This is a genomic window from Sphingomonas citricola (assembly GCF_019429535.1).
In the GTDB taxonomy this organism is placed as follows: domain Bacteria; phylum Pseudomonadota; class Alphaproteobacteria; order Sphingomonadales; family Sphingomonadaceae; genus Sphingomonas; species Sphingomonas citricola.
In genome coordinates, this window is sequence record NZ_JAHXZM010000005.1 from 215,750 (window position 1) to 228,557 (window position 12,808).

Genomic DNA, 12,808 nt, shown 5'->3' on the forward strand with positions numbered 1-12,808 from the left:
CCAATCACCGCCCGACTGCGGTATAGTCGAAACCCGCGGCCTCGACCTGGTCGCGGTTGTAGATGTTGCGCAGATCGACGAGCACCGGTGCGTTCAGCAGCGACTTGACGCGGCGAAGGTCGAGTGCGCGGAACGCGTTCCACTCGGTTAGGATGACGAGCGCGTCGGCGCCCTCCATCGTCTGATACGCGCCGTCGCAGTAATGGACGTTTTCGAGCACCTTCTTCGCCTGCTCGTGCCCTTCGGGATCGTAGGCGCGGACGGTCGCGCCCGCGTCCTGCAACGCCTGGATCACCGCGATCGCAGGCGAGTCGCGCATGTCGTCGGTGTTGGGCTTGAACGTCAGGCCGAGGATCGCGACCGTCTTGCCGCGCACGTCGCCGCCCATCGCCGCGATCACCTTGCGCCCCATCGCGCGTTTGCGGTTGTCGTTGACCGCGACGACTGCCTCGACGATCCGCTGCGGCGCCTCGTAATCCTGCGCGGTCTTCAGAAGCGCCAGCGTGTCCTTGGGGAAGCACGACCCGCCGTAGCCGGGGCCGGCGTGGAGGAACTTGTCGCCGATCCGCCCGTCGAGCCCGATGCCGCGTGCGACGTCCTGCACGTTCGCGCCGACCTTCTCGCACAGATCGGCGATCTCGTTGATGAAGGTGATTTTGGTCGCGAGGAAGGCATTGCCCGCGTATTTGGTCAGCTCGGCCGCGCGACGGCTCATCTCCACGATCGGCGACTTGTTGAGGTAGAGCGGGCGATAGACGTTGCGCAGCACCTCGAGCGCGCGTTCGTCGTCGGAGCCGATGACGATGCGGTCGGGACGCTTGAAATCGTCGATCGCAGCGCCTTCGCGCAGGAATTCGGGGTTGCTCGCCACCGCGAATTCGGCGTGCGGGTTCGCCGCGCGGATGATCCGCTCGACCTCGTCGCCGGTGCCGACGGGCACGGTGGATTTGTCGACGATGACGGTGAAACCGGTCAGCGCCGCGGCGATCTCTTCGGCTGCGGCATAGACGTAGCTCAGGTCGGCATGGCCGTCGCCGCGCCGCGACGGGGTGCCAACCGCGATGAACACCGCGTCCGCATCATGCACGCCCTCGCGCAGATCGGTGGTGAAGCGCAGCCGCCCCGCCTCGACGTTGCGCGCGACCAGTTCATCGAGGCCTGGCTCGAAGATCGGCATCACGCCCGCGAGCAGTTTGTCGATCTTGCCCTGGTCCTTGTCGACGCAGATCACGTCGTGGCCGAAATCGGCGAAGCAGGCACCCGAGACGAGGCCGACATAGCCCGAGCCGATCATGGTGACGCGCATGATGGTGATGATACCCCCGTTGGACGCAAGCGCCGCCGTGATCGCGCGGCACGATGTTGGTGGGTGCTTAGCTTCGTCGCGGGAAGAGTGCCAGCGACGAACCCTTCCTACGCGGCGGTCGCCTCGCACGTCGCGACAGGCTGGCGAAGCGCGCGCCGGCACGGCAAAGCGGTCCGCAGAGGAGAGAATGAATGGGTTTGTGGTTCGAGGAATTCGCGGTCGGGCAGACCTTCATCCACCCGCTGCGCCGGACGGTGACCGAATATGACAACATGAGCTTCAGCCTGCTGACGATGAACCCGCAGCCGCTCCACATCGATTTCGACTTCGCGGAAAAGAGCGAGTGGGGGAAGCCGTTGGTCAACAGCCTGTTCACGCTGGGGCTGATGATCGGCATGTCGGTGCAGGACACGACATTGGGCACGACTGTCGGCAACCTGGGCATGAGCGACACGCGCTTTCCCAAGCCCGTGTTCCACGGCGACACGCTGCAGGCGGCGAGCGAAGTGGTGTCGATCCGCGAGAGCAAGTCGAACCCAGCGGTCGGCATCGTCGAGTTCGAGCACCGGATGAAGAACCAGCGCGGCGAGCTGGTCGCGATCTGCCGCCGCGCGGCGATGATGAAGCGGCGGCCGGCCGAGGGCTGAGCCGGTCAGCCGCGCGCCGCGTCGGCAGTGAAGCGCGCGTACGCCTCCAGCACCGGTACGGCGAGTTCCGGACGGCAGATCAGCAGGTCGGGCAGATAGGTGTTCGCACGGTTGTAGACGAGCGGCGCGCCGTCGGCGCGGCTGACGTGGAGCCCGGCGGCGCGCGCCACCGCGGCAGGGGCGCAATTGTCCCACTCATACTGCCCGCCGGTGTGGAGGTAGATGTCGGCCTCCCCGCGCACCACCGCCATCGCCTTCGCGCCGGCCGACCCCATCGGGATCAGCTCGGCGTCGAGCGCCTTGGCGACCGCCACCGCCTCGGCCGCGGGGCGCGAGCGGCTGACCAGCATCCGCAATCGCGCGGGCGCGTCGCACAGCGCGCGCGGCCGCGCCGAACACAGCGTCAGCGATACCGCGGGAAGTGCCACCGCGCCGACCTGCGGTTCGCCATCGATCGCGAGCGCGACGTGCACCGCCCAGTCGTCGCGCCCCTCGCCATATTCGCGCGTGCCGTCGAGCGGGTCGACGATCCACACGCGCCGCGCCGACAGCCGCGCGTCGCTGTCGCGTTCCTCCTCCGACAGGATCGCGTCGTCGGGGCGATTGTGGCGCAACGCCTCCATGATGAAGGTATTGGCGACCCGGTCACCCGCACGGCCAAGTGCGGCGCCGGTGAAAAGGCTCGACGCGCGCGCGGCGACAAGGATCGCGCCGGCGTGCTCGGCGATGTGGCGTGCAAGCGCGGCCTCGTCCTCCAGCCCCGGCGGTGGCGCGATCGCGGCGAGCGCGAGCGGCTGTGTGTCGATCATGATTGCGTCACCATCACGGGATCAATCGCGCCACGATCGCGTCGGCGGCCTCGTCGGGCGTCATCGCACGCGTGTCGATGCGGATCTCAGGGCTTTCGGGCGGCTCGTACGGACTGTCGATCCCGGTGAAGTTCTTGAGCTGGCCCGATCGCGCCTTGGCATAGAGCCCCTTCACGTCACGCGCCTCCGCGTCGGCGAGCGGCGTGTCGATGTGCACCTCGATGAACTCGCCCGGTTTCATAAGCCCACGCACCATGTCACGTTCGGAGCGGAAGGGCGAGATGAACGCGGTGATGACGATCAGCCCGGCATCGGTCATCAGCTTCGCCACCTCGCCGACGCGACGGATGTTCTCAACCCGGTCGGCGTCGGTGAAGCCGAGGTCGCGGTTCAATCCGTGGCGCACGTTGTCGCCGTCGAGCAGGAAGGTGTGGCGGTTCATCCGCGCGAGCTTCTTCTCGACCAGATTGGCGATCGTCGACTTGCCCGCGCCCGACAGCCCGGTGAACCACAAAACGGCGGGCTGCTGGTTCTTGAGCGCGGCGTGATGTTCACGCGAGGTGTCGGTCGCCTGCCAGTGGACGTTCTGGGCGCGCCGCAGCGCGAAGTGAATCATGCCGGCGGCGACCGTCGCGTTGGTGAACTTGTCAATCAGCATGAACCCGCCAAGCGTCTTGTTGGTGGTGCCGTCCTCGCCCGCGTACGGCTCGAACACCAAGGGCCGGTCGGTCGAGAGATTGGCAATACCGATCGCGTTCAGCTCCAGCGTCTTGGCGGCGAGCCGCTCCATCGTGTTGACGTTGACCTGATATTTGGGGGGCTGGACGCTCGCGGTGACGGTCTGCGTGGCGAGTTTCAGCCAGTAGCCGCGGCCGGGCAGCAGCGCCTCGTCCGCCATCCACACGATTGTCGCCTCGAACTGGTCGGCGGCCTCGGGCGGATCGTCCGCGGCGGCGATCACGTCGCCGCGTGAGCAGTCGATCTCGTCCGCGAGCGTCAGCGTGACCGACTGACCCGCAACGGCCTCGGGCAGATCACCGCCCTGTGTGACGATCCGTGCGATCGTGCTGGTACGGCCCGAGGGGAGCACGCGCACCGCGTCGCCGGGGCGGACGCTGCCGGCGGCGATCAGCCCGGAAAAGCCGCGGAAGTCGAGATTGGGGCGGTTGACCCACTGCACCGGCATGCGAAACGCGCGCATCGCGTCGGCGTGCTGGTCGACCTCGACGCTGTCGAGGTGATCGATCAGCGTCGGCCCCGCATACCAGGGCGTGTTCGCCGACGCGGCGGTCACATTGTCGCCGCGGAAGCCCGAGATCGGGATGGCGGTGAAGTCCTTGATCCCGATCGAGATCGCGAAGGCGCAGTAGTCGGCGACAATCGCGTCGAAGCGCGCCTCGTCGTAGCCGACGAGATCCATCTTGTTGATCGCGAGCACGACCTGCCGGATGCCGACGAGATGCGCGAGATAGGAATGCCGGCGCGTCTGGGTCAGCACGCCTTTGCGTGCGTCGACTAGGATCACCGCGAGGTCGGCGGTCGACGCGCCAGTCACCATGTTGCGCGTATATTGCTCGTGCCCCGGCGTGTCGGCGACGATGTACTTGCGCGCGTGCGTCGAGAAGAAGCGGTAGGCGACGTCGATCGTGATCCCCTGCTCACGCTCCGCCGCAAGCCCGTCGACCAGCAGCGCGAAGTCGATCTCCTGCCCTTGCGTGCCGACGCGGCGCGAATCTGCCTCGAGGCTCGCGAGCTGGTCCTCGAAGATCGTCCGGGAATCGTAGAGCAATCGTCCGATCAGCGTCGACTTGCCGTCGTCCACCGACCCGCAGGTGATGAAACGCAGCAGCGTCTTGTTCTGGTGCCGGTCGAGATAGGCGTGGATGTCGTCGGCGATCAGCGCGTCGGGGGTGTAGGTAGCGCCGGCCCCTGCGCCAGCCCCGGCTTCGGTCATGGTCTCGGGCGGCATCAGAAATAGCCCTCCTGCTTCTTCTTCTCCATGCTGGCATCGCCCGCATCGCGGTCGATCGCGCGGCCCTGTCGCTCGGAGGTGGTGGTGAGCAGCATCTCGCGGATCACGTCGGGCAAGGTCGCCGCCTCGCTCTCGACCGCGCCGGTCAGGGGATAGCAACCGAGTGTGCGGAAACGGATCGAGCGCGTGACGGGTGTCTCGCCGGGCAGGAAGCGGAAGCGATCGTCGTCGACCATCAGGAGCGTGCCGTTGCGCTCCACCGTGGGCCGCGGCGCGGCGAAATAGAGCGGGACGATCGGAATGTCCTCGGCGGCGATATACTGCCAGATGTCGAGCTCGGTCCAGTTCGAGATCGGGAAGACGCGGATGCTCTCGCCTTTCGCCTTCCGCGCATTGTAGAGGTTCCACAATTCGGGCCGCTGGTTCTTCGGGTCCCAGCGGTGATTGGCCGAGCGGAACGAGAAGACGCGTTCCTTGGCCCGGCTTTTCTCCTCGTCGCGGCGTGCGCCACCGAACGCGGCATCGAAGCCGTGGAGGTCTAGCGCCTGCTTGAGCCCTTCGGTCTTCCACAGATCGGTGTGGAGTGCGCCGTGGTCGAACGGGTTGATCCCGCGCGCCTCGGCGTCGGGGTTGCGGTGGACGAGCAATTCCATCCCGCTCTGGCGCGCCATGCGGTCGCGCATCGCGTACATGTCGCGGAACTTCCACGTCGTATCGACGTGGAGCAGCGGGAACGGCGGCGGCGACGGGAAGAACGCCTTGCGTGCCAGATGCAGCATGACCGCCGAATCCTTGCCGACCGAGTAGAGCATCACAGGGCTCTCGCACTCCGCCACCACCTCGCGCATGATATGGATCGCCTCGGCCTCAAGCCGATCGAGATGGGTCAGCGTGCGCTGGTCGGGCGCCATTCGTCGTCCTCTGTCATCGGCACCGGAACAGCGGCGCCTCGTGGGCGATATATGCTGACGCGCACGCGTGCCCGCGACAATGATCTGCTCGCGGGGTTGATAGCGCGGGTTGGGCGGCGGTAGCGTTGCGCGCCGCCGCTGCGGACATGAGGAGACGGAAACGATGTTCGTCGACAATCGCGACTGGCCCCCGCCGCCGCCGTGGCAGCCGAACCGTCCGGTTCGCCTGCTGAACCCCGGACAGGCACGCGTGATGCGCAACATCGTCGTCTTCAACCTGGTGATGCTGATCTTCGGCCCGCTCGCCGGCGTGACGCTGTTCGACGCGGTCGCGGCGGCGCTGCGGTGAAGGTCCAGCCGAGGGATGTGCTCGACTTCTGGTTCGACGAGGTGACGCCCGAGCAGCGTTTCGCGAAGGACGACGCGCTCGACCGCACGATCGCCGAGCGGTTCGGCGCAGCGCGCGACGCAGTGCTGGCGAGCCGTGCGCAAGGGTGGCGCGACACGCCCGAGGCGTTGCTTGCCGCGATCATCCTGCTCGACCAGTTCACGCGCAACATCCACCGCGGACAGGCCGAGGCGTTCGCCGCCGACCCGCTCGCACGCGAACTGACGCTCGCGGCGATCGAGCGCGGATGGGAGACGCGATACACGCCCGAGCAACGCAAATTCCTCTACCTGCCGCTGATGCATGCCGAAGACGCCGCGCTACAGGCGCTGTCGGTCGAGAAATTCGAGGAACTGGGCGACGTGGAAGCGCTCGATTACGCGCGCGACCACCGCGACGTCCAGGCGCGCTACGGGCGATTCCCGTCGCGCAATGCGGCGCTCGGGCGCGCGTCGTCGCCCGAGGAACAGGCGTATCTCAACCGGCCCGATGCGGGTTGGTGATGTAAGAATGATGGCGGGGTGGTGGAGCTGAGGGGAATCGAACCCCTGACCTCTGCAGTGCGATTGCAGCGCTCTCCCATCTGAGCTACAGCCCCGCCCGGCCCGGCCACGATGGACCGAGCGCTGCCACTAGCGGCGTTGATCGCGCGGTGCAACAGCCTTTGCGGCAGAAATCTGGTCGGCGTCGCGAATAGATCGGTCGCGCATCGCCCGACCGATCCAATTCCTTTACCGCCCCAGCAGGACGCGTGCCTGCCCCGCGATCTGCGCGAGCATCGCCGCGTTCGGCGCGGGGGCGTGGCGGGCGCGGTCGACCACGGCCTTGAACTGTCCCACGCGCGCGGCATTGTCGGCGAGCCAGCGCGCGACTGCCTCCTCGGGCGCGCCGTTCGCGGTGCGGCCGAGGAAATCGAGCCGCAGCTGCTGGAAGTCGCGCGCGAGCCCCGCGATCAGCAACCGCTCCCACGGATCGCTCGACGTGATCCGCGCCGCGGTCGACTGCGCCCAGTCGAGCCCGAGCGCCTGACCCAGATGCGTGAACGCGCGCGCCAGCCGCGTCTCGTCGACCTGCGAGCGCCCGCCCAGATCGGCGAGCCCGACGACGCCATCCAGTTCGAACAAGCGGACGACGCGCGTGACCAGATCGGCGGGCGCGCCCGTTCCTTCGAGCGTCGCGGCGATGCGGCGGCTCTGCGCCTGCGCCTCGTCGAGCAGCAGATCGCGTGCAGCGGCGTCGAGGTGTGCGATCCCCTGCCCCAACCGCTCGAGCACCGCCGAGGGCATCGTGCCCGGAGCCTCGACGCGGAGCAGGTCTGCGACGTGCGAGCGCGTCGCGACCGCGACCTCGTCGAACAGCGCGTAACGCGCCGCCTCGGGCATCGCGGTCTGCTCGATCTCGCGCCACAATTCGGCGAGGCCGAACTGTCGCTCGGCGACGACGAACATCGCCGCAATGTCGGCGAGGGTCGCGCCTTCTTCCTCCGCGAGTTCGAACGGATGGAGGATGCCGATCCGGTTGACAATTCGGTTGGCGAGCTTGGTCGCGACGATCTCACCGCGGAGCCGATGCTGATCGATCGCGTCCGCGAACCGTTCCTGCATCGCGTGCGGGAAAGCGGCGTGGAGGTCGGGCAGCAGCGCGGGATCGTTGCCGAGCGCGCTGCCCTCGATCGCGTCCTGCAACGCGAGCTTGGCGGTCGCGAGCAGCACCGCGAGTTCGGGGCGCGTCAAGCCCCGCCCGTCGACGCCGCGACGCAGGAAGTCGACGTTGGAGGCGAGCCCCTCGACCTTGCGATCGAGCCGTCCGGCCTCCTCGAACACTTCCATCACGCGGACGTAGCTCGGCACCGCTTGCGCGGCGTCGTTGCCCGATCCTTCGGCGATCGACAGCGCCAGCGTCTGGAGGCGGTTGTCCTCCAGCACCAGATGCGCGACGTCGTCGGTCATGCTGGCGAGCAGCGCGTTGCGGTCCTCGTAGCCGAGCCGCCCCTCGGTCATCTCACGATTCAACGCGATCTTGATGTTGACCTCGTTGTCCGAGCAATCGACGCCGGCCGAATTGTCGATGAAGTCGGTGTTGATGCGGCCCCCGCGTGCGGCGAAGGCGATGCGTGCGGCCTGCGTCACGCCCAGGTTCGCACCCTCGCCGATCGCGATCGCGCGCAATTCCTCCGCATCGACGCGCTGGCGATCGTTGGCAGGATCACCGACCGTCGCGTTATTCTCCGCCGCGGCCTTCACGTAGGTGCCGATGCCGCCGAACCAGATCAGGTCGACCGGCGACTTCAGGATCGCGGCGATCAACAGCGACGGCTCCATCTCGCCCGCGGGGATATCGAGCGCGGCGGCAACTTGCGGAGTGATCGTGATCGACTTGGCCGCGCGGCTGTGGACGCCGCCGCCCGCCGACACGGGGGCGGAATAATCCGCCCAGCTCGACCGGGGCAGCGCGAACATCCGCGCGCGTTCGTTCCAGCTCGTCTCGGGATCGGGGTTGGGGTCGAGGAAGATGTGGCGATGGTCGAACGCGGCGACCAGCTTGATCGCCTTGGACAAGAGCATGCCGTTGCCGAACACGTCACCCGACATGTCGCCGCAGCCGACGACGCGGATCGGTTGCGACTGCACGTCGACCCCGCGTTCGGCGAAGTGGCGCTGGACCGAAACCCACGCGCCCTTGGCGGTGATGCCCATCGCCTTGTGATCGTAACCGACGCTGCCGCCGCTGGCGAAGGCATCGCCCAGCCAGAAGTCACGCTCCAGCGCCAGCGCATTGGCAACGTCGCTGAACGTCGCGGTGCCCTTGTCAGCTGCGACGACGAAATACGGATCCTCGCCGTCGCGGATCACCACGCCCTGCGGATGCACCACGCCGGTGCCGACGATATTATCGGTGATCGACAACAATGTGCGGATGAAGATGCGATACGCCTCGGTGCCTTCCGCCAGCCACGCGTCTCGGTTCGCAGGCGACGGCAGCTGCTTGGCGTAGAAGCCGCCCTTCGCGCCGGTCGGCACGATCACCGCGTTCTTGACGCGCTGCGCCTTCATCAGCCCGAGGATCTCGGTGCGGAAGTCGTCGCGGCGGTCGGACCAGCGCAGGCCACCGCGCGCAACGGGTCCGGCGCGCAGGTGGATGCCCTCGACGCGCGGGGAATAGACCCACACCTCGCGCCACGGCAGCGGCTTCGGCAGCCCCGGCACAAGGGCGCTGTCGAGCTTGAAGGCGAGCGCCTCCTCGGCTGCGGGCGTGAAGGCGTTGGTGCGCAGCGTCGCGTCGATCACCGCGCGGAAGGCGCGCAGGATGCGATCGTCGTCGATCCCCGTCACCGCGTCGAGCGCCGCGGTGATCTCGCCGTCGCTCTCACCCGCGTCGCCGGTGAACGACGGATCGTGAAGCGCGTGGAAGCGCGCGATCAGCATGCGCGCGAGCCCGGCGTTGCGCGCCAGCGTCTCGACCACGGTCGACATCGTGTAGGTCAGCCCCGCCTGGCGGAGGTAGCGGTACCAGGCGCGGAACAGCACGGTCGCACTCGGCGACAGCCCGGCCGCGACGACGAGGCTGTTGAATGCGTCATTCTCGGCGGTACCGCGCAGCGCGGCCGCGATCGCTGCCTCGAGCACGCGGGGTTCATGATCGAACGCCGCGTCGGGCGCCTCGACGACGAAGTCGTGGACGAAGGCGTTCTCCGCCTCGCGCAGCCGCGTTGGCAGTTCGCCGATCACGCGGAAGCCGAAATTTTCCAGCACCGGCACCGCGTCCGACAGCGCCAACGCGCCGTTCAGCTTGTAGATCTTGAGCCGGTGATCCTCACCCGCGACGGTCGGATACAGATGAACCTGCCGGTCGCCCTCGCCGTCCAGTTGCGACAAGCGCACGATGTCCTGCGCGGCCTCGTCCGCGCTCTGCACGTTGCGGTAATTGGGCGGGAAGGCCGCGGCCCAGCGCAGCGCGAGCCGCGCGGCGCGCGGCGGGGGCATCCGCTCGGCCAGCGCCGCCTCGACATCGGGCACCCAGCCGCGCACCATCCGCGCGAGCCGCTGGTCGAGCGGGTCGGCGTCGGGCACGCGCCCGCCCTCGCGCAGGTCGAGCGTGAAGCGCAGCAACGCGATCACCTGATCCTCGAGGCTGATCGACCAGTTGATGACGCGCCCGCCCGCGGCCTCGGCCAGCATGTCGCCGATCGCGACGCGGCGCGCGGTGGTCACGTCGTCGCGCGGCAGCCACACGAACGCGAAGAGGTGACGCGCGAGCGGCGAACGCACCAGCACCAGCTTGGGGCGCGGGCGGTCGGCAAGACTCATCGCGGTCAGCGCGAGCTGCTCCACTGCCGCGGGTTCGACCGCGGTGAGCAGGTCGTGCGGCAGCGATGCGAGCGCGTGCATCAGCGCCTTGCCGGTGTGACCGGCGGGATCGAAACCGAACTTGCCCTCGAACTCCGCCAACCGCTGCCGCAGCACCGGCACGCTGCGCGGGGGCGCGTTGAGCGCGGCCGAGGTCCACAATCCGGCGGTGATCGACAGCCCGATGACGCGTCCGGCCTGCATGACGGGGACGACCAGCAGGTCAAGCGGCACGCGGCGGTGGACCGGCGAAATGAGGCTCGACTTCAGCAGCAGCGGCGCCTTGTTGCCTGCCTGGAACCACTCGATCGCGAGGTGGCGCGAGCGGTCGGCGAGGAACGGCACGCCATGCTCGTTGCGCATGATGCCGAGCGCACCGGCGAGATCGTCGCCGTCGCTGACGCTCCAGCGCTGATGCCCCAGAAGCGTGAAGTGGCGGTCGAGGAACCAGCGCAGCAGGCTTGCACCCTCCGCGTCGCCGCCGGTGTCGTCGAGCGTGCCCGCATCGTGCGCGAGCGCTGCCTGCATCGCGCGCCAGTCGCGCGTCGCGGCGCGCACGTCGGCGAGGACCGAGGCGAGCTCCTCGACCAGCTCGCGCCGGTCGCGCGCGTCGGCGCGGTCCATCTCGATGTAGATCATCGATTCGCGCGCACCACCGGCCGCGTCGATCGCGGTCAGCGTGCCGTCGGCGTTGCGCGTGACCTGGACAACGGGATGGATGATCCGCTCGATCGCGATGTCGCGCGCGCCGATCGCACCCGCGATCGAATCAACGAGGAACGGCATGTCGTCGTTGACGATCGCGACGCGCATCTGGCGCGGGCCACCGTCACCCGGCAGCGGCTCGAGCGCGATTGCGGGGGTGCCGGGTGTGCGGGTCGCGCCGGTTTCGATCAGGAATTCGGCCGCACTCGCCTGCTCGGCCGCCGAAAAATCTAGCAACTCGTCGGGCAATGCACCGTGGGTAAGACGCGCCGCCAACGTGTCAGACAGTATCATCTGTAACTTCCTCGCCATGACCGCGGCTATGCGCTCGTCGCGATCATAGCTCAACCCCGCGCGAGACAGCGCGAGCGCGTGCCGCCCGCGTCCCCCGCACGCGGTCAGATCACCGTAACCGTGCGAGGACGCGCCGCGCCAGCAGCGGCTCCGCGCTGGCGCCCACGACCTCGATCGAACCGTCCGACGCGACGCGGCCGAGCATCACGACCGGCTCGCCCTCGCCCGCCGCGAGCCCCAGCTTATCCGCAGCGCCGATCCGGGCAAGCACGTCGCGCTCGGCGAGCAGCGCCGGTTCGCGCCGCAAGCGCGCGCGCCGGCGTGCGGCGCGCTCTTCCGCCACCATGCCGCGCACGCCGCCCGGCAGCGCCTCGATCAATCGTGCAAGCCCGCCCTCGGGCACGTCGCGGCGACGCGCGTAGGACAGCACCGCGCTCGCTTGCGCGACCGCCGCGCCGCGCCGCGCCGAAGATTGGTCGTCGGGGGCGGCGCCAAACACCAGTCGCGCCACCGTGCCGAGCGGATCGCGTGGATGCTCGGCGAGCCCCGTCGCCGCGAGCAGATCGGCGTAAGCGAGTGGCGCGCGCTCAGCCGCGCGGGCGAAATCGTGCGCGCGGCCGAGCGCGCGATGATGCGCTGCATGACTACGCGACCGCGCAGTGCGTGCGGCCGCGGCGCTCTCGCGCGCCAGCTCGAGCCGTTCGGACAGGTCGGCGTCGGCGCTGACATGGAGCGCGGGTGCGGCACTCGGTCCGTCGGCCCATACCGGCGACAGGTCGCTCGCGCGCGGCGCGGTGCGCACCGCCGCGGCAAGCTCGGCATCGAGCTGCGCCTGCGCGTCGCTGCTCACCATCTCCTTCCAGTTGATGACGCCGTAGATGTAATCGATCGCCGCGCCGTCGGACGAGAACGGCATCAGGATACCGCGGTAGAAGGTATTGTGCCCGCGGATGCCGACGAACTCGGCCTCGAAGCCGACCGGCGCGCGATTGGCGATGATCTGCAGATAATGATCGGTCAGGCGCGACAGCAGCGAGCGCGGCGGCACTTGCGCGATGCTGGTGATCGAATGGTCGACGCCGCATTCCACCCGCAGCGCGGTGCCCAGAAACTGGATCGCGGGGTTCTCCAGCCCGTCGCTAAAATCGAGCAGCACGCTGTGCGGCCCGAAATCGGCGATCTGCGCCGGGTTCAGGTCGGCGATCGTCGGAAACGGCCGATCGGCGAGCAGCGACACCCAGTGATTGTAGGCGCGCACGTGCATGCGGCGCTCGTCGCTGCCGATCTTGATCTCGGGCTCACCCACGCCCCCTTGCACCGGCTCGTTGTCCTGCCTGATGCCGGTCTCACCGGCGCCATCATTGCCGCGCGCACTGTCCATTACCCGTTCTTTCCCGACGGCGTCGCCAGCCAGCGATGCGACCCGTTTG

At 68.5% G+C, this 12,808-nt stretch carries 9 protein-coding genes and 1 tRNA gene; 3 read left to right on the forward strand and 7 right to left on the reverse strand.

Annotated elements, in window-relative coordinates:
* Positions 1–4 precede the first annotated feature (4 nt).
* Entirely contained in the window at positions 5–1,306 is a 1,302-nt protein-coding gene (locus KZ810_RS13830; protein WP_219769695.1) for a UDP-glucose dehydrogenase family protein, read from the reverse strand.
* A 191-nt stretch (positions 1,307–1,497) separates the two neighbouring features.
* Between KZ810_RS13830 and KZ810_RS13835 the strand changes: the two genes are divergently transcribed.
* Positions 1,498–1,953, forward strand: coding sequence for a MaoC family dehydratase (locus KZ810_RS13835; protein ID WP_219769696.1), 456 nt, complete (start codon positions 1,498–1,500; stop codon positions 1,951–1,953).
* A 5-nt stretch (positions 1,954–1,958) separates the two neighbouring features.
* Here the strand turns inward: KZ810_RS13835 and KZ810_RS13840 are convergent, their stop codons facing one another.
* The 3 genes from KZ810_RS13840 to cysD are packed head-to-tail and all read right to left on the reverse strand — an operon-like array spanning position 1,959 to position 5,645.
* Positions 1,959–2,762 carry a 3'(2'),5'-bisphosphate nucleotidase CysQ gene (locus KZ810_RS13840; RefSeq protein ID WP_219769697.1) on the reverse strand — a complete coding sequence of 268 codons (804 nt, stop codon included), beginning with the start codon at positions 2,760–2,762 and terminating at the stop codon, positions 1,959–1,961.
* 13 nt (positions 2,763–2,775) lie between these two features.
* The gene (gene cysN, locus KZ810_RS13845; RefSeq protein ID WP_373369167.1) at positions 2,776–4,731 is read right to left on the reverse strand and encodes a sulfate adenylyltransferase subunit CysN; all 1,956 of its coding nucleotides are present in this window, start codon (positions 4,729–4,731) and stop codon (positions 2,776–2,778) included.
* The gene (gene cysD, locus KZ810_RS13850; RefSeq protein WP_219769698.1) at positions 4,731–5,645 is read right to left on the reverse strand and encodes a sulfate adenylyltransferase subunit CysD; all 915 of its coding nucleotides are present in this window, start codon (positions 5,643–5,645) and stop codon (positions 4,731–4,733) included. The genes cysN and cysD overlap by 1 nt, the downstream gene beginning before the upstream one ends.
* Before the next feature lie 163 nt (positions 5,646–5,808).
* On the opposite strand from cysD, the gene KZ810_RS13855 reads away from it, so the two are divergent.
* Complete coding sequence (locus KZ810_RS13855; protein ID WP_219769699.1) at positions 5,809–5,994, forward strand: hypothetical protein; 186 nt, start codon at positions 5,809–5,811, stop codon at positions 5,992–5,994.
* The gene (locus KZ810_RS13860) at positions 5,991–6,536 is read left to right on the forward strand and encodes a DUF924 family protein (RefSeq protein WP_219769700.1); all 546 of its coding nucleotides are present in this window, start codon (positions 5,991–5,993) and stop codon (positions 6,534–6,536) included. The genes KZ810_RS13855 and KZ810_RS13860 overlap by 4 nt, the downstream gene beginning before the upstream one ends.
* Positions 6,537–6,555: 19 nt before the next feature.
* Here the strand turns inward: KZ810_RS13860 and KZ810_RS13865 are convergent.
* The 3 genes from KZ810_RS13865 to KZ810_RS13875 form a co-directional block, all read right to left on the reverse strand.
* Positions 6,556–6,631: transfer RNA gene (locus tag KZ810_RS13865), tRNA-Ala, on the reverse strand.
* 133 nt (positions 6,632–6,764) lie between these two features.
* Positions 6,765–11,396: an NAD-glutamate dehydrogenase gene (locus tag KZ810_RS13870; RefSeq protein WP_219769701.1), complete on the reverse strand. Its 4,632-nt coding sequence runs from the start codon at positions 11,394–11,396 to the stop codon at positions 6,765–6,767.
* A gap of 91 nt (positions 11,397–11,487) precedes the next feature.
* Entirely contained in the window at positions 11,488–12,759 is a 1,272-nt protein-coding gene (locus KZ810_RS13875; protein ID WP_219769702.1) for a PAS domain-containing protein, read from the reverse strand.
* Positions 12,760–12,808: the final 49 nt, after the last annotated feature.